We start from the raw sequence: 22,691 nt of genomic DNA, 5'->3' as shown, positions 1-22,691 counted from the left end.
GGCCCGCAGCGGGCTGTTTGTTCACGGAAAAGGCGCGGTCTTCATGCCGCTTCAGTCACGCGCAGGCGCTCAAGCTCCTTGAGCATCTGTGCGTGCAATTCAGGTGTGGCAGAGGCAAGGACATCCCCGCGGGAGCCGATGCCAAGGTCATGACCTTGCCAATCAGAGATCACGCCGCCCGCGCCACGGATAATCTGGACGACAGGCAGGTAGTCATAAGGTTGCAGCCCGGTTTCCAGCACAAGATCGCAATAGCCCGAAGCCAAGAGTGCATAGTTGTAGCAATCACCCCCAAAGCGCAGCAGCCGGACCCTGTTCCGCAGCATGTCCAGAACCGGCTGAGCACTGCCCGAAAACAGCATGGGATCGGTGGTATAGGCATAGGATGTCGCCAGATCCTTGCAGCCGCTGGTCCTGACCGGCACCCTGTTCAGGGTCGTGGGTCTGCCCTTGATACCGCACCAACGCTCGCCCATTGCGGGCATGTCGATCTGCCCAAGCTGGGGCTCTCCGTTCTTGAGCAAAGCCATGAGCCCCCCGAACATCGGATGCCCTGTTACGAAGCTCTTGGTTCCATCAATCGGATCGACCACCCAGACGAAATCCCTGTCGAGATTCAGGTCGCCATGTTCTTCCCCAAGGATTCCATGATCCGGATAGACCTGTTCGATCTGGTCCCGAAGAAACCGCTCGATGTTGCGGTCTGCGATGGTGACCGGGCTATCATCGCTTTTGTGTTCCACTTCGATCGACTTTCGAAAGTGTGAGCGTGCAATCTCTCCCGCACCATCTGCAGCGCGATTCGCGAAATCCAGGGCAAGTTGCAAATCCAGCATATGGACCTCTTGGGCAGGGTTTGAGGAATGCATCGCGAGTGGCGGACGTGTTCAGGCTGACGCGTGATCGCACGCAAATCCACATAAAAATCGCATAAAGGCACAGAAATCCATAGCTTGCCAAAAAAATAGGCAAAAATACGGGACTTTTTGCTCAGGTATCTGGCGAAACGGTCTCAAATCCACATGGGGGCTGGAATTTGTGGATTTTTGCGGCTAACAGTCAGGTGCGGTATCTTTTGGAGCACGCAGGATGTGGTCGCACGAGCGCCATTCAAAAATTCTTGATCGTCTTTCCCGGGATGGAAAGGTGACCACCAATGAACTTGCGACCTTGCTGGACGTCTCAAGCGAGACAATACGGCGTGATTTCCTGGATCTGGAAGAGCAAGGCAATCTGAAGCGCGTTCACGGTGGTGCCGTGCTTTCAGACCGTAAAATTCTGCCTGAACCCGCATTTTCAGATCGTCTGAAAACCCATGCAGGCGCAAAGATGGCGATTGGCCGGCTTGCGGCCGGTTTGATACCGCCAGGTTCTACCCTGTTCATAGACGCCGGCACGACGACGCTCGCGTTTGCGCAGGAGATTTTGCATCACCGTGATCTGCGGCTTATCACCAACTCCATCGAGATTGCGCAAATGGTGGCGCCGCATCCAAATCTTGAAGTCTTGCTGTTGGGCGGCAAGCCGCATGCAGAGGTGCCCGCGACCTATGGCGAGCTAACGCTTTCAGAAGTCGATCGCTTTTTGGCAGACTTTGCCGTTATTTCGCCGGTTGCTTATCATTCGGCGCGCGGAGCCACCAATTACGCATTGCATGAGGCAGAGGTGGCGCGAAAAATGATCGTCTGCTCAAAGCGTTGCGTCATGTTATGCCATGCAGAAAAAATCGCGAAGGAAAGCCGCGTGGCAATTTGTCGGCCGGAAGAGATCGATCACCTCATCACCGATGTTACCACTGATCCTGAGACGTCGCTGCCGAGGGGGGAAGTCCATTTTGCGCCCTTCCACAGTTTAGAGTGATCCTGAAAGGCTGTACCCGCGCCGTGAACAAGGTGCTGTGGCCATTCCACTCAAGACAGCGCCCCCTGCAGGGGGCGACCCTTCACATCACCGAACCGGACTTCGATACGCGGCGGAACGCCCATATCCACCCCTTGATGGATGATCAGATCGCCGATCTGTCCCTTGACAGGGGGGGGCACGAAAACGCCCCCGAAACCTGCACACTTATGCCTGATCGACAATTGAACCGGGAAAGCTGGTAGGGCCGGAGGGACTCGAACCCCCAACCAAGGCGTTATGAGCGCCCGGCTCTAACCATTGAGCTACAGCCCCGTACCGCTGCCTTGCCTAGCAGATCAGACGGGCGGGTCAAGGTTGGGTGCGTCAGGATCGGGGGCAACTCCGGCGATAGCCCGTCACCTTTGTTGCGACCCAAGCGCGCCGCACACACGTCATGACGTTTGCCATACGTATCCCATACCTGAACCATACGCGCACCATACCCCGAAGCGGGTTGGTTTGTTGCGCCCAAATCGGGAAACGCGTAAAGGACCCCAACAGCGGATTCCCTGAACGGAGACGGGCAATGACCAAAGGCCACAACGGGTTGACCTATGCCGATGCGGGTGTGGATATTGACGCGGGCAATGCCCTGATCGAACGGATCAAGCCAGCGGCCAAACGCACGATGCGGTCGGGCACCATGGGGGGCCTGGGCGGCTTTGGCGCGCTGTTTGACCTGAAGGGCGCGGGCTATGCCGATCCGATCCTTGTGGCCGCCACCGATGGCGTGGGCACCAAGCTGCGGATCGCGATTGATACCGGCAATGTCGATACCATCGGCGTCGATCTGGTGGCGATGTGTGTCAACGATCTGGTGTGTCAGGGGGCAGAGCCCTTGTTTTTCCTTGATTATTTCGCCACCGGCAAGCTGGAACTGGATCAGGCGACCCGCATCATCACCGGCATCGCGGCGGGCTGCGAAGCAAGCGGTTGCGCGCTGATCGGGGGCGAGACGGCGGAAATGCCGGGCATGTATCATGGCGGCGATTTCGACCTTGCCGGCTTTGCTGTCGGCGCGATGGAACGCGGGGCCGATCTGCCATCCGGGGTGGGGCAGGGCGATGTGCTGCTGGGTCTGGCGTCCAACGGCGTGCATTCCAACGGCTACAGCTTTGTGCGCAAGGTGGTGGAATTGTCGGGGCTGGCGTGGGACGCAGACTCGCCGTTCAGCGACGGCACCTTGGGCGCGGCGCTGCTGGCCCCTACACGGTTGTATGTAAAGCAATCTTTGGCAGCGGTGCGGGCCGGGGGGGTGCATGCGCTGGCCCATATCACCGGCGGCGGGCTGACCGAAAACCCGCCGCGGGTGCTCCCCGAAGGCCTGGCCTGTCAGATTGATCTGGATGCCTGGGATCTGCCGCCGGTGTTCGGCTGGCTGGCGCGCACGGCGAACATGTCAGAGCCGGAACTGCTGAAAACCTTCAACTGCGGCATCGGCATGATGCTGGTGGTGGCCGCAGACCGTGCCGAGGCGCTGACCGCACTGCTGCAGGCCGAGGGTGAGACTGTGATCCGCATGGGTCAGGTCGTTGAAGGCGAAGGCGTGATCTACACGGGCCGCCTGCTGTGACACGGGTTGCCATCCTGATTTCCGGGGGTGGCTCCAACATGCTGCGGCTGGTGCAGGATATGCTGGCGAATGGCTATGCGCAGCCGGTGCTGGTGGCCTCCAATGACCCGCAGGCGGCGGGGTTGGCATCGGCGGCTGCCCTCGGGGTGGCCACGGTTGCGGTGGATCATCGCGGCTTTGGCCGCGACCGCGCCGCGTTCGAGGCCGAGCTTTTGAAGCCCATCCTTGCGGCAAACCCGGATGTGCTGTGCCTTGCCGGGTTCATGCGGGTGCTGACCCCGGATTTTGTGCGCCGGTTTGACGGGCGGATGCTGAACATCCACCCGTCCTTGCTGCCGAAGTACCCAGGGTTGCACACCCATCAGCGCGCGCTGGACGCGGGCGACACCCAGGCCGGATGCACGGTGCATGAGGTGACGGCGGAACTGGACGCAGGCCCGGTGCTGGGGCAGGCCGTGGTGCCGGTTCTGGCAGATGATACCGCAGACAGCCTGTCGGCCCGGGTGCTGGTGCAGGAGCACCGGCTGTATCCGCTGGTGCTGCGCCGCTTTGTGGCGGGCCAGCGGAAGCCCCTGTTTCTGGATCGGGATCAATAACCGGCCACAGGCGAACCTGTGTTTCAGTCCCGGCCCGAACATGGCCCGCTCCCACGTTTGGGCAGGGCTTGTCGGTCAACCCTGTGTAAAATTGTTCGCATTGGCGCAACAATCCTGTCACGTGCCGCTGGTAGCCGCACAAGCGTGTCCAATTCGTTAACGGGCACAGCTTGAAAGGAACCAACATGAAATTTCACGTCCTCGCGGCGGCATTGATCGCCGCCTTGGGTCTGACCGGCACTGTCGGTGCGGCAACCCTGAACACGCTTGACGGGCAGGCCCCGATTGTGATCGCCCATCGCGGGGCGGCGGGGTATTTGCCAGAGCATACGCTTGGCGGCTACCAGCTCGCGATCCAAATGGGTGCGGACTATATCGAACCCGACCTTGCGCTGACCAAGGATGGTGTTCTGGTTGCGATGCACGATACAACGCTGAAAGGCACGACGAACGTCGCCACCGTGTTTCCGGGACGCGAGAATGAGCCGGTCGGCAACTTCACCTATGCCGAGATCCAGCAACTGACGGTCACGCCGCGCGGCCCGCAGGCAGGCACCACCTATCCCGGCTTTACGCCGTCGATGGACAACCCCTACCGTGTGCCGACCTTCCAGGAGGTTCTTGATTTTCTGGTAGACTACAACACGGCCAACGGAACCCAGATCGGCATCTACCCCGAGGCGAAATCGCCGACATCGGAAGCCGGAAGCCGCCAGATTGTCCAGCATTTGAACGCGGCTGGCTTCAACAGCGCGAATGACAAGGTGTTCATCCAGAGCTTTGATCTGAACGCCCTGCGCGCGATTGCCAAGATTCAGGAAGAGGAAGGCAGCAGCCAGCGCCTTGCCGCTCTCGGCGGCGTTTCGCTGTTGGCATCCGGCGAGTACAGCATTGGCGGCATGACCCTGGCCGAGATTGCCACGTTTGCGGACGGGGTGGGCGTCAGCCTGTCCGGGCAGGCCCTGACCCAGGGTTTTGTCGATGCGGCCCATGCGCTTGGCCTGATCGTCCACGGCTATACCTTGCGTCCGCTGACCCAAGAGGCCTCGGATGCGCAGATCGCCGCATTGTTCCAGCTGGGCTATGACGGATTTTTCACTGACTACACGGATCGCGTCCGTGCAAGCGTGGATGCGCTTCTGCCACCGTCACCTGTGCCGCTGCCTGCAGGCGGTCTGTTGCTGCTTGGGGGCCTTGGGGCGCTTGCCTTCGCCCGTCGCAAAGCTGCCTGATACAGTCAGGCCAGAGGCGGGACGCGCATCCGTGGTGGATTTGCGTCCCGCTTCCAGCCCGATATTGCTCTGCGCGACAGGTCTGGTTTGCCCCGAGGGGGGCAAACCGGATTGCGCAATGCGCTGCCATTTCTGATGCGGCTGGATAAACAGACTGCGCCAGAGCATGTTGCGTTTGACCGGAGCCGGTCAGGACGCGACCTGCGTCAAAGCCCCGCCAGACGTGCCGCCACCGGCGGCAGCACCGGACGGGCGAGCCCGGTTCCGGTGCCGCTGACCGGACACAGCGCCGGGAACAACCGGCGGATCTCGTCGCGCGCGCGCGGGTCAAAGGCTGAAAGCGCCGATCCCCCGGCGAACAGGCTTTCGGTCGGCGCGCCTTCGGCAAAGATCACCTGATGATCTTCGCACAACAGATGCACATAGGTGACCGTCGGTCTGCGCAAGCGGCGGATCGTGCGCCCGTTGATCAGATGCCGGGCGGCGGCAAAGGTTTCACGCTCGCCCATCGTCAGTTCGGACGGCCAGCCGGTGACCAGCATCCGGTGTTGCGGCGATACCAGCAGATCGCGCTGGTTGCCCGCCGCCCCGGCGGCAATCCGCACGGGGGCCATCGACCCCAGCCCGCAGACCGTGCGCCGCCCGGCCCAGACCACGGGGCGATAGCCATTGTCCATGGTCTGCACCAGATCGCCGGGGCGAAGCCCCTCTACCCCCAGCATGCCGCGACTGGTCAGGATCAGCGTGCCTGCAACAAAGCAGGGAATCGCAGGCGGGCTTTGTTCAAATCCGTTGAACGGCAGCTTTTCCGCGCGGGGCGGGTCAGCCCCCGGCCCGTACTGCACCGTGCCTGCCGTGATCCCGTTGATCTGGAACACGATATTGGCAGGGTTGGTGAAAATCTGATGCCCGCCAGAGGAGGCCCGGCCCTGATACTGGTCGTGTTGCGGGTTCAGGCTGCTGTACAGCGCCGGGCCCGGCGGGTCATCTTCCGGCCAGGCATAGATGTCGACAAACTGACCGTTGCTGAAGTTGCCCTCGCCATCATTGACCTGACGCACCACCACGCGGAAATAGCTGTCGGATGCACCCAGCGTTTCCACCCCGGTCAGGGTGACCTGCATGTCATCCCCGTTGCCGGAAGACGCAAGTGATTGATACGTGGCGATCTGATCGCCACGCAGGAACAGTTCTACTTGTGCCATAGGGTGTGATTTCTGCTCTGCCTGCCGGGAAATCTAGCAGCCTTGCCCCCATCTGTCGCAGCGAAAGCCCGTAAAATTGGATCTGGGGCTTTTCAAGGGGAGGGCTGCCGCCTATAGCGAAAGGACACTTGTTGCGGGATGCCCCCGCGGCCCCTTGAAAGACGCGACCGATGCGCACGATTACCACCACCGAAGACCTCGCAGCCTTTTGCGAGGCGGCAAAATCCCAACCTTATGTGACGATCGACACCGAGTTCCTGCGCGAGCGGACCTATTGGTCAAAGCTGTGCCTGATCCAGATGGCGCTGCCCGGCAAGACCGGCGACGCGGTTCTGGTCGACCCGATCGAGGGCGAGGCGATGAGCATGGAGCCGCTGTATGACCTCTTTCGCCACAAGGCGACGGTCAAGGTGTTCCACGCCGCCCGGCAGGATCTGGAGATCTTCTTCGTTGAGGGCAATGTCTTCCCCGAACCGCTGTTCGACACCCAGATCGCGGCCATGGTCTGCGGCTTTGGCGAACAGGTGGGCTACGAGACGCTGGTGCGCAAGATTGCCAAGGAAAACCTTGACAAGACCAGCCGCTTTACCGACTGGTCGCGCCGCCCGCTGACCGATGCGCAAAAGGAATATGCGCTGGCCGATGTCACCCATCTGCGGGTGATCTATGAATGGCTGGCGGCGCAGCTGGCCAAGAATGGCCGCTCGCACTGGGTGGGCGAAGAGCTGGCGGTGCTGGTCAATCCCGAAACCTACACCACCACCCCGGAAGAGGCCTGGCTGCGGATCAAAACCCGTACCACCTCGGGCCGGTTTCTGGCCGTGGTCAAAGAGTTGGCGCGGTTCCGCGAGGAATATGCGCAGAAAAACAACGTGCCACGCAGCCGGGTGATGAAGGACGATGCCCTGCTCGAACTGGCCTCGACCCGGCCAACTTCGGTTGAGGAGTTGGGCCGGTCGCGCCTGCTGATGCGCGAAGGGCGCAAGCCCGAGATTGCCGATGGCATTCTGGCCGCCGTCAAGGCCGGGCTGGCGATGAAGCCGGAAGACATGCCAAAGGTCGCCGATGAGCGCGAGCAGATTCAGGTCAACCCGGCACTGGCCGATCTGCTGCGCGTGCTGCTGAAAGCCAAGTCGGAAAGCCTTGGCGTTGCCCCGAAACTGATCGCATCGTCGTCAGACCTTGACGCCATCGCTGCCGGTGGCCGCGAGGTCGAGGCGCTTGGCGGCTGGCGCAAGGAAGCTTTTGGCAATGACGCGCTGGCCCTGTGCCGGGGCGAGATTGCCCTGTCGGCCAAGGGCAGCGAAGTGCGGGTGATCCGGCTGTAAGCGCAGCGGCGCGCCGGAACCTGACCGGCGCCCCAAACCCTTAGCGGCGTGTCGTACGCGCCGACCGCTCGCCCTGCACGGTCACGCGGCTGATATCTTCCAGCCGGCGCGGGTTGATGGTCGTCGCGGCCGTCACCTCGCGCGTGCGGGTGTTGCCGACCGCCGTTTGGGTGACCGGGGGCAGGATGCGGAAATCCAGCACCAGATGCGTCGGATCGTCGCCTTCCACCTCGACCAGTTCGGCGTTCCACCAGCCCTGACTTTCCATCACCCCGGTCGCGCGCACGATCGCCCCGCCGGTATAGGGTTCGATGCTCAGCTCGGCCACATCCGCCACCAGCAGGCGCGGATCGACGGTCCGTTGCAGCGGCGCGATGGTTTCCACCCGCTCTGACCGGCCAAACCAGTTGAACGGGTTCAGCCGCGACTCGCGCACCGCCCCGCAGGATGTCAGAACCAGAACGGCAACAAGGGCGGCGGTCACAGGTCGTTTCATAGGTCCATCCCTCTTCGCTTTGATCTTGGGTAGCCGATCAGCCTGCTTTTGAAAAGGGCGGCTGTTGATTTGACCCAAAGGGGCTGGACCAATGCCGGGTGGGGCATTACCTCCTGTCGCAAAGGAGCCCCGCCCATGGCCACCCCCGCCTTTGAAGACATTGCCGAAACCTTCGATTTTCTCGACGATTGGGAAGACCGCTATCGCCATGTGATCGAGCTGGGCAAGGCGATGCCGCCCTTGCCCGATGAATTCAAGGTGCCTGCGCTGAAGGTTGACGGCTGCGCCAGTCAGGTCTGGCTGCGCCCGGTGGTGACCGACGGGCGCTTCGATTTTCAGGGCGAAAGCGATGCGATGATCGTGCGCGGGCTGATCGCCATTCTGCACGCGCTGTATTCCGGCGTGCCGGTGGGTCAGGTGGTGGCCATCGACGCCCCGGCGGAACTCGGGCGGTTGGGGTTGAACGACCACCTGTCGGCGCAGCGGTCAAACGGGCTGCGCGCGATGGTCGACCGCATCCGGTCGGTGGCGGCGACCGCTTAAAGCGGCGCGCAAGCCGCCGTCAGCCAGTCCAGCACATCGCCCGACACACGCGGCCCGATCTTCGCCAGCACCTCGGCGTGGTAGGCGTCCAGCCAGACCCGCTCATCCGGTGACAGCATCGCCGTCACGATCAGCCGCCGGTCCAGCGGCACAAAGGTCAGCGTCTCGAACGAATACTGCGCGCGGTTGTCGCCCAGACCGGGGGCCACCTGCACCACAATCAGGTTTTCCAGCCGGATGCCGAAGGCGCCTTCACGGTAATAGCCCGGTTCGTTCGACAGGATCATCCCCGGTTCCAGCGGCACCTCTGACAACCGGCTCAGCCGTTGTGGCCCTTCGTGCACCGACAGGAACGCGCCCACCCCATGGCCGGTGCCGTGGTCGAAATCCTGCCCCGCCACCCACAGCGCAAACCGCGCCAGCGGGTCCAGATCCCGGCCCGCCACACCCTTGGGAAAGCGCGCGCGCGAAATGGCGATCATGCCCTGCAACACCCGGGTATAGCAGGCCCGCGCCTCATCCCCCGGGTCACCAACCGCAACCGTGCGGGTGATGTCAGTGGTGCCGTCGCGGTATTGCGCGCCTGAATCCACCAGCAGCAGTTCGTTGTTGCGCACCGTGCGATTGGTCTCGCGCGTCACGCGGTAATGCATGATGGCCCCATTCGGCCCGGCACCGCAGATGGTGTCAAAGCTGATGTCATGCAGCGCATTGGTGGCGCGGCGAAAGCCTTCCAAGGCCGTCACCACATCAATCTCGGTCAGCGTATCCGGCGGCTGGCGGTCCAGCCAGGCCAGAAACGCCACCATCGCCGCCCCGTCGCGCAGATGGGCCTCGCGCATGCCTGCAATCTCGGCCGCCGTCTTGCGGGCCTTTGGCAGGCGGCAGGGGTCATCGCCCCAGGCCACCTCTGTCCCCGCATCGGTCAGCTCCTCGCTGACCGCCAGCGGCGCTGTGCCCCGGTCCACCCGCACCGGCCCGGACAGCGTGCGCAGCGCGGGCACAAAGGCGGCGGGCGGGCACAGGCTGACCTCTGGGCCAAGGTGGGCGCGCGTGGCCTCGTCCAGCTTGGCAGGGTCAGTGAACAGGGTCACGTGGCCATCATCCTGCAAGATGGCAAAGCCGTGCAGCACCGGGTTTTTCGGCACATCCGCGCCACGGATGTTCAGCAGCCAGCAGATCGAGTCGGGCAGGGTGATCACCGCCGCAAACTGTCCCGCATCGCGCAGGGTTTCGGCCAGCCGCGCCCGCTTGTCGGCACTGCTCTCCCCGGCCAGAGCGTCGGGGTGCACGAATGCCAGCCCGCAGGGCGCAGGCGGCTGGTCGGGCCAGATTGCATCCACCTGATTGCGCGTGGCCCGCAGGCCCAGCCCAGCGGGCTCCAGCACCGCCCGCAGGCTCGCAATCTCATCCGCCGTCTGCAACCACGGGTCAAAGCCGACCTCCCCCGTGCTCAGATGCTGCCTGATCCAGTCGCCGGGCCTGACCTCAGGCCAGGACACCGGAGTGAAGCACTCAAGGTCCACCTGCGCCCGGACCTGAACACGGTAGCGCCCGTCTATGAACACCCCCGCAATGTCCGGCAGCACCACGGCAAAGCCGGCTGATCCGGTAAACCCGGTCAGCCATTGCAACCGCTCATCCCGCGCCGCAACGTATTCGCCCTGATGCGCATCGGCGCGCGGGATGATGAACCCGGCCAGCCCCTCGCGCGCCAGAGCGTCGCGCAGAGCTGCCAGCCGGGGCGGGCCCTGTTCCGGCGTGGCATGGCTGTCAAAGCTCTGGAACATCACGTTCACCTTGATCAAAATACTCAAATGCACCGCCGGGGCCGGGCGGAAGGCCTGCCGCAAAGGTGCACTGTTACCCCGTCTTGCGCATCCCCAACACGCGGGCGCGCTTGCGTGGATCGGTGTCGAACAACCCGGCCAGCTGCTCGGTCATCGCGCCAGCCAGCTGTTCCACATCGGTGATGGTCACGGCGCGCTGGTAATAGCGGGTCACATCATGGCCGATGCCGATGGCAATCAGTTCCACCGCGCGCTTGCGTTCGACCATGGCGATCACGTCGCGCAGGTGCTTTTCCAGAAAATTCGCCGGGTTGACTGACAGGCTGCTGTCATCCACCGGCGCGCCGTCTGAAATCACCATCAGGATCTTGCGCGCCTCGGGCCGGGCCGCCGCGCGGCGGTGCGCCCATTCCAGCGCCTCGCCGTCGATGTTTTCCTTCAGCAAGCCCTCTTTCATCATCAGCCCCAGATTGGGCCGCGCCCGGCGCCAGGGCGCATCGGCCCCCTTGTAGATGATGTGGCGCAGATCGTTCAGCCGCCCCGGCTGCTGCGGACGCCCTTGGGCCAGCCAGCGTTCGCGGCTTTGGCCGCCCTTCCAGGCGCGGGTGGTAAAGCCCAGAATCTCCACCTTGACCGAACACCGTTCCAGCGTGCGCGCCAGCACATCGGCGCAGATGGCGGCAATGCTGATTGGGCGCCCGCGCATCGAGCCGGAGTTGTCGAGCAGGATCGTTACGCATGTGTCGCGGAACTCGGTATCCTTTTCCTGCTTGAAGCTCAGTGGGGTGGTCGGGTTCGCCACCACCCGCGCCAGACGGCCCGCGTCCAGCGTGCCCTCTTCCAGATCAAAATCCCAGCTGCGGTTCTGCTGCGCCTGCAACCGGCGCTGCAGCTTGTTGGCCAGACGGCTGACGGCACCTTTCAGCGGTTCGAGCTGCTGGTCGAGATAAGCGCGCAGACGTTCCAGTTCTGCCGGTTCGGCCAGATCTTCGGCGCGGATCTCCTCATCGAAATCGGTGGTATAGACGGTGTAGTTCGGATCGGCCGAGGAATGCGGGGCAGGGGGCGGTGGTTCCAGCGGGGCCTCGCCCTCGGGCAGCTCCGCCTCATCGCCCTGCTCCATATCGGCGCTGTCTTCCATCGAGACCTGCGCCTGTGACTGGTCCTGCTGGTCTTCCTGGCTGCGCTCGGGGCTGGCCTCGGATTCGTCCTGTTCGGACTGGTCCTCACCCTGACTTTCAGGGCTGTCTTCATCCTCCTGCGCCTGATCATCGGCGGCATCGTCATCGGGTGCGTCGGGGTCATCGCCCAGCTGGTCGCCATAGCCAAGGTCGGAAATCACCTTGCGGGTCAGCCGGGCAAAAGCGGCCTGATCGGCCAGCACATGGTCGATGTTTTCCAATGTGCCGCTGGCCTGTTCTTCGATAAAACCGCGCCACAGGGACATCACATTGGCGGCCCCGGCAGGCAGATCGCGCCCCGTCGCCAGATGCCGCACCAGATAGCCGGCCGCCACCGACAAAGGCGCGTCCTGCGCATTGGTGATCTGGGCATAGCCCTTGCGGTCAGCCTCATGCCCGATCTTGGCGTCGATATTGCCCGCCGTGCCCGGCATGGCGCGGGCACCAACCGCCTCACAGCGGGCAGTTTCCATCGCGTCATAGATATCGCGCGCCATCTGGCCGCTGGGGGCATAGCGGTTCGACACCGCCTCGTCATGGAATTTGCGGCGCAGGGCAAAGGCATCGGCGGTGCCACGGGCGAGCAACACCTCATCCCGCGTCATCCGGCGGCTGACCTGCGGCAGGCGCACGCCATCGCGGTTCATCCCCGGCGGGTCCACCGAATAAGTGACGGTCATCTCCGGATCATCGGCCATGACCTTGGTGGCCTCGGCAAGGGCCTTCTTGAACGGGTCGGCGGGGTTGTCGGTGGGTTTGGTCATAGCGGGAATGTGGCACCGACGGGAGTGGTCAGCAAGGGCAATATCGGTGTTTTCCGGGGTCGGGGAATGACTAATTTCTTTGTCCCCGGTGGGATCATAGCCAGTCAGGGCATCGGGTATCTGTAGTGATCACAATAGCTTGCCAGAAGATTCCGGGTCTGCGGCGAGAGCGTCTTCCAATCCTGCGACGTCATGGCAGGCTTGGGATGGCGCAGGCCACGGTAAAACTTGTCAGCATTGACCGGTGCTGACGGAGGCAGAGCGTCGGGGGAGACCTGCTCTCCCTGCGTGGTCAGGAAGGTGCGCAATCCTTCCAGTCCATCCTCGACATGAAACACCAAATCGGGCTTTTGCGCTGCAATCAAGCGGGACCAGTACACCAGAGACATCACCGACGTTTCGAGTTCCGTCGCAGCAGCGCAGATGTCGATATCGAAGCGTTCCAGAACATGTTTTCTTCGGTAGGCAAGCGACAGCGGCGCATGCCTGTCTTCGCGGATGATAGACGGAATCGCGTCAACGGGAGAGCGGACAACATGCAAAAGCAGTTTGTAACGTAGGGCAGCGCGGTGCCGGGCAACCTCGTCCGCAGCCCAGGGGGCCTCATCCTCAACGGCGAGCATCCATGAGCATATGCCATCCTTGCCATCTGCCTCGTGTCCGATATCGAGGCCCCATGCGCGCAAAGTGGCCGCAGCATGTCCGGTTCCCGTGCGCGGATGGCCCAGAATCAACAGCCGTCTCCAGAAGGCATGCTTGATATGTTTGCGAATGACTTTTCGGTATGCGTCGGCCTTATCCCCGAGCCCTTGCTGTTCAAGATAGGCTGCATGGGTTTCCTTGGGGTGAATTGTCGACGGCATCGACCCCACGGACCAGGAAAGATCGGAGGCAATGGGCGGCAGCAGTGTGATCGCCTCTTCTTTGGCTGATGCGCGCGCGTGGAGAAACACATCCGATGTGGTGTCGATCTTTTTGAAGCGCTTCAAGACAAGCTCTGCCATCGCCGAGGTGATGGCATAGCCCGGATTTGACATCCGGACATCTGCTGTCACGCGGGGTGCAGCGGCTGTGTGGTCCGCCCCAAGCGCCCATCCCAGCCGGATAAGCAACGGCATGTCAGCTCTGAACGTCAGACCACCATCAATGATCTGCTGTTCCAGCCATTCCAGCGTGGATACACTCCATTCGTGAAAAACAACATCATCCTCAAGCACAAGCGCACGTTGGGGATGAGCCGCGATGCGGCGCCACAGGCCCAGCTTCGTCAGAAAATTTCCAACCTGTGGCGGCACAAGGATATTGTTGCAGTCTTTGCTGCCGCAGTCGGTATGGCCACATCTGAAGCAAGGCGGAAAATCAACGACAAGGCCAGAGGCATATGCTTGCGCCACCTCGCTACTTTCCGCGCCAAGCGCCGTCACCCAGACAACGTTATCAATGCCGAACGCGGGCAGGTATTCTGCCAGGCGCGCGCGCCTTGCACTGTCGCCCGGCAGAGAGACGATATAAATCGTGTCAAACATCCGGGACCAGACCGGACGCTTCAGAGGTGTCTCGTTCAACGCTTGAACAGCATGAGCCCGAGCCTCATCACTTCATCGCCATCGACGCCGCCGATTCCGGCAGTTCCTCGGCAAAGCAGCGCTGGTAGAATTCGGCCACCGTCTGCCGTTCCAGCTCGTCGCATTTGTTCAGGAAGGTCAGCCGGAAGGCATAGCCCACGTTGCGGAAAATCTCGGCGTTCTGCGCCCAGTTCAGCACCGTGCGCGGGCTCATGACCGTCGACAGGTCGCCGTTCATGAAGGCGGTGCGGGTCAGGTCGGCCACAGTGACCATCTGGCTGATCACCTTGCGGCCTTTTTCGGTGTTGTAATGCGGCGATTTGGCCAGAACGATCGCGGCCTCGGCGTCGTGGCTCAGGTAGTTCAGCGTGGCCACAAGGCTCCAGCGGTCCATCTGCGCCTGGTTGATCTGCTGGGTGCCGTGGTAAAGCCCCGTGGTATCGCCCAGACCCACGGTGTTTGCCGTGGCGAACAAGCGGAAATACGGGTTCGGCGTGATGATTTCATTCTGATCCAGCAGGGTCAGCTTGCCATCGGTTTCCAGCACGCGCTGGATCACGAACATCACATCGGCGCGGCCTGCGTCATATTCGTCAAACACGATGGCCACGGTGTTGCGCAGGGCCCAGGGCAGAATGCCTTCGTGGAATTCCGTCACCTGCTTGCCATCACGCAGCTTGATCGCATCCTTGCCGATCAGGTCGATCCGGCTGATGTGGCTGTCCAGGTTGACCCGCACGCAAGGCCAGTTCAGCCGGGCCGCCACCTGTTCGATATGGGTCGATTTGCCCGTGCCGTGATAGCCCTGGATCATCACCCGGCGGTTATAGGCAAAGCCTGCCAGAATCGCCAAAGTGGTGTCAGGATCGAACTTGTAGGTCGGGTCAATCGCCGGCACGCGGTCGGTGGCTTCGGCAAAGCCCTTGACCTTCATGTCAGTGTCGATGCCGAACACCTCACGCACATTGATTTCTTCTGTCGGCTTCATGGCGTGATCCAGCATCGTGCGTCGTCCTGTTCAGGTCTTATGGGCATGTTCTGTGGAGTTGTGGATCATAATACCGGGGGGTTCAAGGGCAAGGGCAAGACTTCCCGTTTGCGTGAGGGCGAAACCTTTGTGCCCGCGCCCGCGTAGAGCAGGGTATAAGGTTGGCATAGATGGAGGCGAGCATGAACAGACGTGCGGTTGTATTGGGGGGCGTGGCCCTTTTTGTCATGGGCCGGTCGGCATGGTCTGCCGAAGGGAATTTTGAAATTCAGATGACGCCAGCGGAATGGCGCGCAAAACTGGGCGATCTGCCCTACCGCGTGCTGCGCGAAGAGGCTACAGAACGCGCCTTCACCAGCCCGCTGGACACCGAAACGCGGGTGGGCACCTATTATTGCGCGGGCTGCGATCTGCCGGCGTTTTCATCCGAGCACAAGTATGACAGCGGCACCGGCTGGCCCAGCTTCTGGCAGCCGTTGCAGAATGCCGTCGGCACCAAGGCCGACCGCAGCCTGTTCGGCACGCGGACCGAGGTGCATTGCCGCCGCTGCGGCGGGCATTTCGGCCATGTGTTCGATGACGGTCCGCAACCGACCGGCAAGCGGTATTGCATGAATGGTGCGGCGCTGACCTTCCGCGCGGCCTGACCGGCGCAGCGCCACGATTTTGCGGCGAAAAATCCGGCAGACATAAAAACAGCGGGCCCCGGCCCGCTGCTTTTATGTGTCGCAGAAAAATCGACTACCCGGTCATTCCCGGAAATAACGGCTGTCCTTGATCTGGTCCCAGGCCCAGACCACCTCTTGCAGTCGCTCTTCGTCGCTGCGGTCGCCGCCGTTCATGTCCGGATGAAGATCCTTGACCAAAGATTTGTATTGCTTACGGATTTCGGTCTTGGTCCAGGTGTCGCGGGCATCCAGAATCTCGATCGCCTTGCGCTCTGTCGGGGGCAGTTTGCGGGTTGATGTGCCGGCAGGCCGGCTGCCCGGGTTCTGCGTGGCCTTTTCCCCCAGCAGCGCCAGCGGGTCATCCACCCCCAGCCGTGCCCAGGCCCGCCCGTCATCCTTGCGGCTGAACGGTTTGGTGGGGCGTTCCCAGACCCGGTCCTTGTCGAGGAATTTCTGAAAATCATCATCCGACGTGCCCTGAAAGAAGTTCCACTTCAGGTTGTATTCGCGGATGTGATCCTTGCAGAACCAGAAAAACTCATCCAGCAGTTCGGGGCTTTTGGGCGCGCGATACGCACCGGCCTCGGTGCAGCCCGGAAAGTCGCAGGGTTTGTTCGAGGTCTCGAACGCGCCAGACATCCCCCGCCGTGTGGTTTTCTTGCGTTTCTTGTCCGCAGAGACACGGATGTCGAATTCGAAGGGGGGTTTCGTGACCATGGTCTGCCTTTCATGCGTCCCTGTGTCTTTCCGACTCGGGCGGCACAGTTTAGGGGTTTGAGCGGCAGATTGAAGGGGTGACATCAAAAATGACCGTGAAGACCGAAATGGAACAGCGGCTGATCGCAGCCTTTGCACCGCAACAGATTGAAATCGTGAACGAAAGCCATATGCACGCCGGTCATGCCGGCGATGACGGCACGGGTGAGAGCCATTTCCGCATCCTGCTGCGGGCCGACAGTCTGGCTGCGATGGGCCGCGTGGCCCGCCACCGCGCGGTTCATGCCGCACTTGGCGACCTCAACACGAGGGTTCATTCCATCGCGCTGGATATTGGTTGAGAAGGGGGCGGGTGGTCAGCTTTGCGCCACCAGCCCCGCCGCCTCAACCCCCGCACAGGCCGCCAGCGCATCATTGTCTGACGTGTCGCCGGTGACCCCGACCGCGCCAAGCACGGTGCCTGACCCATCGCGCACCAGTACCCCGCCCTTGACCGGCACGAAATCGCCGCCATACAGCCCGTTCATCGCCTGCATGAAATAGGCCTGACTGTCCGCACGGGCCTGAATGGCGCTGCCGGGCAGGCCCAGCATGATGCAGCCATTGGCCTTGCCATGCGCCAGCGCATAGCGGCCCGGCGCGGCCCCATCCTCGCGCTCAAAGGCGATGGTATGGCCGCCGGTGTCGACCACGACCACCGACAAAGGCTTCATCCCCGCCGCATGCCCCGTGGCCAGAGCGGTGGAGATGATCGTGCGGGCTTGTGCGATGCTGATGGTCATAGGGCTTGTGCTTTCTTTTCCAGACGACGGGCGTGCAACACCGGCTCGGTATAGCCCGAGGGCTGTTCGCGCCCCTTGAGCACCAGATCACAGGCGGCGCGGAAGGCTACTCCGTCATAGCCCGGGGCCATCGGCTGGTACAGCGGGTCGCCTTCGTTCTGCCGGTCCACCACTGCCGCCATCTTGCGCATGGCCGCGATCACCTGATCTTCCCCGATCACCCCATGGTGCAGCCAGTTCGCCAAAGCCTGTGATGAGATCCGGCAGGTGGCGCGGTCTTCCATCAAGCCGACATCATGGATGTCAGGCACTTTGGAGCAGCCCACGCCCTGATCGATCCAGCGCACGACATAGCCCAGAATGCCCTGCGCGTTGTTCTCCACCTCTTGCCGGATATCCTCTTCCGACCAGTTGGCACCTTGCGCCAGCGGGATGTTCAGCAGCGCGTCCAGCATGCCGCGCGGGCCGCCGCGTGCAATCTCGACCTGCCGCGCCAGCACATCGACGCGGTGGTAATGCGTGGCGTGCAGCGTGGCGGCGGTGGGCGATGGCACCCAGGCGCAATTCGCCCCGGCCTGCGGATGCGCGATCTTCTGCGCCAGCATGTCACCCATCAGGTCAGGTGCGGCCCACATGCCCTTGCCGATCTGCGCGCGGCCCTGCAAGCCGCAGGCGAGGCCAATATCGACATTGCGGTCCTCATAGGCCTTGATCCAGGCAGACGCCTTCATGTCGCCTTTGCGGACCATCGGTCCGGCTTCCATGCTGGTGTGGATCTCGTCCCCGGTGCGGTCGAGGAAGCCGGTGTTGATGAAGGCGACCCGGTCCGTGGCGGCGCGGATGCATTCCTTGAGGTTGGCACTGGTGCGGCGCTCTTCATCCATGATGCCCAGCTTGACGGTAAAGCGGGGCAGGCCCAGCACCTGTTCCACCCGGTCAAAAATCTCGCAAGCAAAGGCCACCTCTTCGGGCCCATGCATCTTTGGCTTGACCACATAGACCGAACCCATGGTCGAATTGCGGGTGCCGTCCGTCTTTTTCAGATCATGCATCGCACACAGCGTGGTCAAGAAAGCATCCATGATGCCCTCGCCAATCTCGCGGTCATCTTCGGTCAGGATCGCCGGGTTGGTCATCAGGTGGCCGACGTTGCGCACCAACAGCAGCGCGCGCGCTTTCAGCGTCACCGTGCCGCCCTCCGGGGCGGTAAGGCTCAGGTCCGGGTTCAGCCTGCGCACAGATTCCTTGCCGCCCTTGACAATCACCTCAGCCAGATCGCCCTTCATCAGCCCCAGCCAGTTGCCATAGGCCAGCACCTTGTCTTCGGCGTCCACCGCCGCGACCGAGTCTTCGCAGTCCATGATCGCCGACATCGCCGATTCCAGCCGGATATCCGACACATGCGCCAGATCGTCCCGCCCGGTCGGCGTGCTGGCATCCACCTGCACCGCAATGTGCAAGCCGTTGTTCTTCAGCACAATCGTGGTCGGGGCCGTCGCATCGCCCGCATAGCCGACGAAACGCGACGGATTGGCCAGACCGACCGCATCTTCCGCCCCGGTCACCCAAAGCTGGCCATCCTCAACGCGAAAGCCGCGCGCTTCGGACCACGATCCAGCCGCCAGCGGCACCGCCTCATCCAGAAACGTCCGGCCCCAGGCGACCACGCGCGCGCCGCGCGCCGCGTCATAGCCCTTGGCCGTCGGCAGATCGCCCAAAGCATCGGTGCCATACAATGCATCATACAGGCTGCCCCAGCGCGCATTGGCCGCGTTCAGCGCATAGCGCGCGTTCATCACCGGCACCACCAATTGCGGGCCGGGGACAAGCGCGATTTCCGGGTCGGTCTGCGTGGTTTTGATCGCGAAATCCGGGCCTTCGGGCACCAGATAGCCGATCCCGGTCAGAAACGCGCGGTAAGCGCCCGCATCAAAGCTCTGCCCCCGCCGCGCCTTGTGCCAATCGTCGATCTGCGCCTGCAAAGCGGCGCGTTTGGCCAGCAGGGCGAGGTTCTTCGGCATCAGATCAGCCACCGCCCCGGCAAATCCATGCCAGAAGCTGGCGGCGTCGATCCCGGTGCCAGGAAGCGCGTGCTTATCGACGAAATCCACAAGACGGGCGTCAACCTTCAGCCCGGTGATGGCGATGCGGTCTGTCATGGGGTGTCCTCGTCTCTGGTTCGGTGTCCGATGGGATGCCGTGGTATGCTGGGGCAGAGATAGTCAGAAAACCCGCCAGAGGCAATAAAAGCGGTCATGTTATTTTACCAAAAAAACCGGATGACAGCTTTCGCGTTTGCCGAAGAGTGCAATACAAAGCCAATCTGCTAAGTTTTTCTTGGCACGCCGCGCCGCTTATGATACTAAGCCATATGGCTAAGCATGATCCCGATCTGTCGCGCATCTTTCACGCGCTTGGCGACCCCACCCGCCGGGCCTTGCTGCTGCATCTGGGGCAGGGGCCTGTGCCGGTTTCAGCCTTGGCCGCCCCCACCGGCTTTGCGCTGCCCACCGTGCTGCGGCACCTGAGCGTGCTGGAAGAGGCGGGGCTGATCCGGTCTGAAAAGCGCGGCCGCACCCGGCTGTGCCGGGCAGTGCCGGTGACGCTGGATCTGGCAACCGACTGGCTGGCCGCGGCCCGGGCCGAGTGGGAGGCGCGGACCGACCGGCTGGGCGCATTTCTTGAAACGCTGGAGGATGACGATGATCCTGAACCCCGAGACTGATCTGGACCTGACCCGCCATTTCAAGGCCCCGCCGGCAAAGGTCTGGCGCTGCTGGACCGAACCCAAGTTGCTCGAGCAGTGGTTCGCCCCAAAACCTGTGGTGACGCGCGATGTGCAGATCGACCTGCGCCCCGGCGGCATCTTTGCGACCACGATGGATATTCCCGGCATGGACAGCCAGACCGGCGCGGGCTGTATTCTGGAGGTTGTCCCCGGGCGGCGTCTGGTCTGGACCGACCTGCTTGGCCCCGGCTATCGCCCGGCACCTGACAGTTTTGGCATGACCGCGATCATCCTGCTGGAGCCCGAAGGCACTGGCACGCTGTACCGCGCCATCGCCCTGCACCGCACCCCCGACCAGCGCAAAAATCATGAGGATATGGGGTTTCATCAGGGCTGGGGCACGGCGGCGGACCAGCTGGACAGCGTGGCGGTGGCACTGTGAGCGGGCGCACGATCACCCTGTCGCGGTTGATCGCGGCCCCGGTGGCACGGGTCTGGCGCTGCTGGACTGATCCTACCCTGCTGCCGCAATGGTTCGGGCCAGAGGGCTTCACCTGCCAGACCCATGAGATTGATCTGCGGCAAGGCGGGCACTGGATCTTCGACATGACCGGCCCGGACGGCAAGGTCTGGCCCAACCGCCACCGCTACACCCGGATGGAGGCCCCGCACCGGCTGGAGTTCCTGCTCGACTCCGGAGCGGATGACGAAGCCGCGTCCGAGGTTGTGATGACCCTGACGGCAGAGGGCGACGCCACCCGCATCCGCTATGCAATGACCTTCCCAAGCCTTGCCGCGCGGAGCATGGCCGTGGGCTTCGGCGCGGTGGATCTGGGGCATCAGACGCTGGCGAAGCTGTCGGTGATGGCAAGCACCGGGTCACTCGCCCGCTAACCGGGCTTGCGCTTTGCCTCAGTCCGGCAGCGGTCGGAACAAAAGCGCACCTCGTCCCAGACCTTTTCCCACTTTTTGCGCCAGGCAAAGGGCCTGCCGCACTTGGCGCAGATCTTGGCAGGCAGATCGCCCTTTTTCACCATCTTTGCCATGGCTTATAAGCCAAGGCTCAGCTGCGCCGCAGACACCGGCGCGCGCCTGCGCGGGGCGCGGTCGTTGACGAACCGCGGGTCGGCGCGGCTGGCATGGCGTTCGATGATCTCTACGATTTCCGCGCGCGGCGCGGTCTTGCGCAGGCCAAAGACAGCCTCACGCGCGGCCCTTTGCGCGGCCATCACATCGACCACGGGTTCAGGATAGCGCCGCCCCAGCAACCCGCGCGCGCCCTCCCACCGCCATGGGCTTTGCAGCAGGGCGTCCGGCACCTCTGCCAGTTCGGGCACCCAGCGGCGGGTGAAGGCGCCGGTCGGGTCCTGATCAACCCCCTGCTTCACCGGGTTGTAGATGCGCGGCGTGTTGATGCCCGTGGTGCCCGACTGCATCTGCACCTGCGGCCAGTGGATGCCGGGTTCATAATCGGTGAACAGCCGCGCCAGCACCGGGCCGGTGGCGCGCCAGTCCAGCCAAAGGTGATAGGACGCCACCGATGTCACCATCGCCCGCATCCGGAAATTCAGCCAGCCGGTCGCCGCCAGGTATCGCATGCAGGCGTCGACAAAGGGCAAGCCGGTTTCCCCCGCGGACCACGCCGCCAGCCGCGCGGCATCAGGGTCGCGCGGGCGCAAGCCTTCCGCTGCGCGGTGCAGGCAGCGCGTTTCGATCTGCGGCTCATCCTCCAGCTTTTGCATGAAGTGGTCGCGCCAGGCCAGACGGCTTTGAAAGCTGGCCAATGACCCCGGCCACCGCCCGCCGGGCCGCTCACCCAGCCGCGCGGTGGTGGCCTGCGCCACCTCGCGCCCCGACAGCGCGCCAAGCGCCAGATAGGGCGACAGGCGCGAACAGGCCCGCTCGCCGGTCAGCGGTGAGGACATGGCGGCACGGTACGGCTCGCCGCGTTTGGTCAGGAACGTATCCAGCGCCAGCAGCCCGTGCTGCCGCCCGCCCGCCTGGCGGTGGGCGCAGCGATCCTCAGTCAATCGCAGCGCGCGCGCGGTGGGGATCACCCCCGGCTCTACCCCCGACACCGGGGTCAGCCCCGAAGGCGCTGGCAGTTGCGGCTGCGCGGTAAAGCTGTCGCGCCGCCGCGCCCAGCCGTCGCGCCCGGCCAGCCTGCGCACCACGCCCGATTGCGGCAGTTCGGTCCATGCCACCCCGGCAGCGCGTGCCCATGCCGCCACCCGGCGGTCACGCGCAAAGGTCCACAGATTGCCGGTCTCTTCATGGCTGACGATTTGGGTGATCTTGTGCTGGCGGCACAGCCGCTCCATCACCTCCACCGCGTCGCCGACCCGGACCGCCAGCCGCGCACCTGCCGCCCCCAGATCCTGACGCAGATCGGCTAGACATTCGGCGGTGAACGCCCATTGCCGGGCCGATGTGTCGGGCAGCGCCCAATACTCCGGCTCCACAATATACAGCGGCAGCACCGGCCCGAGGCCCGTGGCATGGGTCAGGGCAGGGTGGTCATCGATCCGCAGATCACGCTTGAACCAGACGAGAACATTCATGGAACAAACAGATAGCGGCTGGCGCAGATTCGTAAAGCCCCGATCCGCCCCGCGCATGGATTTTTGCCCCGC

23 protein-coding genes and 1 tRNA gene are annotated in these 22,691 nt (G+C 63.2%); 11 read left to right on the top strand and 13 right to left on the bottom strand.

The genetic code is table 11. The features are described 5' to 3' along the window. Window positions 1–41: 41 nt before the first annotated feature. On the bottom strand, window positions 42–836 hold the full coding sequence (locus Q7J44_RS20830) for an inositol monophosphatase family protein (RefSeq protein WP_304883033.1): 795 nt from the start codon (window positions 834–836) through the stop codon (window positions 42–44). A 253-nt stretch (window positions 837–1,089) separates the two neighbouring features. Between Q7J44_RS20830 and Q7J44_RS20825 the strand changes: the two genes are divergently transcribed. After that, window positions 1,090–1,860 (top strand): DeoR/GlpR family DNA-binding transcription regulator, encoded by a 771-nt coding sequence (locus Q7J44_RS20825; RefSeq protein ID WP_304883032.1) that lies wholly within the window; start codon window positions 1,090–1,092, stop codon window positions 1,858–1,860. Between the two features lie 239 nt (window positions 1,861–2,099). Here the strand turns inward: Q7J44_RS20825 and Q7J44_RS20820 are convergent. Beyond that, a tRNA-Ile gene (locus Q7J44_RS20820) sits at window positions 2,100–2,175 on the bottom strand. 253 nt (window positions 2,176–2,428) lie between these two features. Here Q7J44_RS20820 and purM point away from each other — a divergent pair. The 3 genes from purM to Q7J44_RS20805 all read left to right on the top strand — a co-directional run bounded on the left by purM (window position 2,429) and on the right by Q7J44_RS20805 (window position 5,303). Further along, window positions 2,429–3,475 (top strand): phosphoribosylformylglycinamidine cyclo-ligase, encoded by a 1,047-nt coding sequence (purM, locus tag Q7J44_RS20815; protein ID WP_304883031.1) that lies wholly within the window; start codon window positions 2,429–2,431, stop codon window positions 3,473–3,475. Continuing rightward, a complete protein-coding gene (gene purN, locus Q7J44_RS20810; RefSeq protein ID WP_304883030.1) occupies window positions 3,472–4,071 on the top strand; it encodes a phosphoribosylglycinamide formyltransferase in 600 nt (199 codons plus the stop codon). The genes purM and purN overlap by 4 nt, the downstream gene beginning before the upstream one ends. A gap of 185 nt (window positions 4,072–4,256) precedes the next feature. Next, entirely contained in the window at window positions 4,257–5,303 is a 1,047-nt protein-coding gene (locus Q7J44_RS20805; RefSeq protein ID WP_304883029.1) for a glycerophosphodiester phosphodiesterase family protein, read from the top strand. Window positions 5,304–5,509: 206 nt separating this feature from the next. Here the strand turns inward: Q7J44_RS20805 and Q7J44_RS20800 are convergent, their stop codons facing one another. After that, the gene (locus Q7J44_RS20800) at window positions 5,510–6,508 is read right to left on the bottom strand and encodes a Hint domain-containing protein (protein ID WP_304883028.1); all 999 of its coding nucleotides are present in this window, start codon (window positions 6,506–6,508) and stop codon (window positions 5,510–5,512) included. A gap of 170 nt (window positions 6,509–6,678) precedes the next feature. Here Q7J44_RS20800 and rnd point away from each other — a divergent pair, with 170 nt between their 5' ends. After that, entirely contained in the window at window positions 6,679–7,836 is a 1,158-nt protein-coding gene (rnd, locus tag Q7J44_RS20795) for a ribonuclease D (protein WP_304883027.1), read from the top strand. Window positions 7,837–7,876: 40 nt separating this feature from the next. On the opposite strand, the gene Q7J44_RS20790 is transcribed toward rnd, so the two are convergent. After that, window positions 7,877–8,332 (bottom strand): hypothetical protein, encoded by a 456-nt coding sequence (locus tag Q7J44_RS20790; protein ID WP_304883026.1) that lies wholly within the window; start codon window positions 8,330–8,332, stop codon window positions 7,877–7,879. 135 nt (window positions 8,333–8,467) lie between these two features. On the opposite strand from Q7J44_RS20790, the gene Q7J44_RS20785 reads away from it, so the two are divergent. Further along, window positions 8,468–8,875 carry a SufE family protein gene (locus tag Q7J44_RS20785; RefSeq protein ID WP_304883025.1) on the top strand — a complete coding sequence of 136 codons (408 nt, stop codon included), beginning with the start codon at window positions 8,468–8,470 and terminating at the stop codon, window positions 8,873–8,875. On the opposite strand, the gene Q7J44_RS20780 is transcribed toward Q7J44_RS20785, so the two are convergent. The 4 genes from Q7J44_RS20780 to cobS form a co-directional block, all read right to left on the bottom strand. After that, window positions 8,872–10,665, bottom strand: coding sequence for an aminopeptidase P family protein (locus Q7J44_RS20780; protein ID WP_304883087.1), 1,794 nt, complete (start codon window positions 10,663–10,665; stop codon window positions 8,872–8,874). The genes Q7J44_RS20785 and Q7J44_RS20780 overlap by 4 nt on opposite strands. A gap of 73 nt (window positions 10,666–10,738) precedes the next feature. Then, window positions 10,739–12,610: a cobaltochelatase subunit CobT gene (cobT, locus tag Q7J44_RS20775; protein WP_304883024.1), complete on the bottom strand. Its 1,872-nt coding sequence runs from the start codon at window positions 12,608–12,610 to the stop codon at window positions 10,739–10,741. Window positions 12,611–12,714: 104 nt separating this feature from the next. Continuing rightward, window positions 12,715–14,136, bottom strand: a complete 1,422-nt coding sequence (locus Q7J44_RS20770) for a hypothetical protein (protein WP_304883023.1) — start codon at window positions 14,134–14,136, stop codon at window positions 12,715–12,717. A gap of 67 nt (window positions 14,137–14,203) precedes the next feature. Further along, entirely contained in the window at window positions 14,204–15,178 is a 975-nt protein-coding gene (gene cobS, locus Q7J44_RS20765) for a cobaltochelatase subunit CobS (protein ID WP_304883022.1), read from the bottom strand. Window positions 15,179–15,345: 167 nt separating this feature from the next. On the opposite strand from cobS, the gene msrB reads away from it, so the two are divergent. Then, window positions 15,346–15,810 carry a peptide-methionine (R)-S-oxide reductase MsrB gene (gene msrB, locus Q7J44_RS20760; RefSeq protein ID WP_304883021.1) on the top strand — a complete coding sequence of 155 codons (465 nt, stop codon included), beginning with the start codon at window positions 15,346–15,348 and terminating at the stop codon, window positions 15,808–15,810. A gap of 102 nt (window positions 15,811–15,912) precedes the next feature. Here msrB and Q7J44_RS20755 read toward each other — a convergent pair whose 3' ends face one another. Then, a complete protein-coding gene (locus Q7J44_RS20755) occupies window positions 15,913–16,548 on the bottom strand; it encodes a J domain-containing protein (RefSeq protein WP_304883020.1) in 636 nt (211 codons plus the stop codon). An 89-nt stretch (window positions 16,549–16,637) separates the two neighbouring features. Between Q7J44_RS20755 and Q7J44_RS20750 the strand changes: the two genes are divergently transcribed. Continuing rightward, on the top strand, window positions 16,638–16,889 hold the full coding sequence (locus tag Q7J44_RS20750) for a BolA family transcriptional regulator (protein WP_304883019.1): 252 nt from the start codon (window positions 16,638–16,640) through the stop codon (window positions 16,887–16,889). A 15-nt stretch (window positions 16,890–16,904) separates the two neighbouring features. Here the strand turns inward: Q7J44_RS20750 and Q7J44_RS20745 are convergent, their stop codons facing one another. Both Q7J44_RS20745 and Q7J44_RS20740 read right to left on the bottom strand, forming a co-directional pair. Further along, window positions 16,905–17,330, bottom strand: a complete 426-nt coding sequence (locus Q7J44_RS20745; RefSeq protein ID WP_304883018.1) for a heme-binding protein — start codon at window positions 17,328–17,330, stop codon at window positions 16,905–16,907. Beyond that, window positions 17,327–19,489 carry a malate synthase G gene (locus tag Q7J44_RS20740; protein ID WP_304883017.1) on the bottom strand — a complete coding sequence of 721 codons (2,163 nt, stop codon included), beginning with the start codon at window positions 19,487–19,489 and terminating at the stop codon, window positions 17,327–17,329. Before Q7J44_RS20740 ends, Q7J44_RS20745 begins: the two co-directional genes overlap by 4 nt. A 212-nt stretch (window positions 19,490–19,701) precedes the next feature. On the opposite strand from Q7J44_RS20740, the gene Q7J44_RS20735 reads away from it, so the two are divergent. Genes Q7J44_RS20735 through Q7J44_RS20725 form a run of 3 tightly spaced genes read left to right on the top strand, consistent with a single transcriptional unit; the run spans window position 19,702 to window position 20,952 of the window. Then, on the top strand, window positions 19,702–20,055 hold the full coding sequence (locus Q7J44_RS20735) for a helix-turn-helix transcriptional regulator (RefSeq protein WP_304883016.1): 354 nt from the start codon (window positions 19,702–19,704) through the stop codon (window positions 20,053–20,055). Beyond that, a complete protein-coding gene (locus tag Q7J44_RS20730; RefSeq protein ID WP_304883015.1) occupies window positions 20,033–20,500 on the top strand; it encodes an SRPBCC family protein in 468 nt (155 codons plus the stop codon). The genes Q7J44_RS20735 and Q7J44_RS20730 overlap by 23 nt, the downstream gene beginning before the upstream one ends. Continuing rightward, on the top strand, window positions 20,497–20,952 hold the full coding sequence (locus Q7J44_RS20725; protein ID WP_304883014.1) for an SRPBCC domain-containing protein: 456 nt from the start codon (window positions 20,497–20,499) through the stop codon (window positions 20,950–20,952). Before Q7J44_RS20730 ends, Q7J44_RS20725 begins: the two co-directional genes overlap by 4 nt. Here Q7J44_RS20725 and Q7J44_RS20720 read toward each other — a convergent pair. Both Q7J44_RS20720 and Q7J44_RS20715 read right to left on the bottom strand, forming a co-directional pair. Beyond that, a complete protein-coding gene (locus Q7J44_RS20720) occupies window positions 20,949–21,104 on the bottom strand; it encodes a DUF2256 domain-containing protein (RefSeq protein ID WP_304883013.1) in 156 nt (51 codons plus the stop codon). The two genes, Q7J44_RS20725 and Q7J44_RS20720, sit on opposite strands and share 4 nt — an antisense overlap. A gap of 3 nt (window positions 21,105–21,107) precedes the next feature. Then, the gene (locus Q7J44_RS20715) at window positions 21,108–22,619 is read right to left on the bottom strand and encodes a cryptochrome/deoxyribodipyrimidine photo-lyase family protein (protein WP_304883012.1); all 1,512 of its coding nucleotides are present in this window, start codon (window positions 22,617–22,619) and stop codon (window positions 21,108–21,110) included. Window positions 22,620–22,691 lie beyond the last annotated feature (72 nt).

This window comes from Pseudotabrizicola sp. (genome assembly GCF_030656345.1).
Lineage (GTDB): Bacteria > Pseudomonadota > Alphaproteobacteria > Rhodobacterales > Rhodobacteraceae > Pseudotabrizicola.
This window is presented reverse-complemented; position numbering and strand designations above follow the sequence as displayed.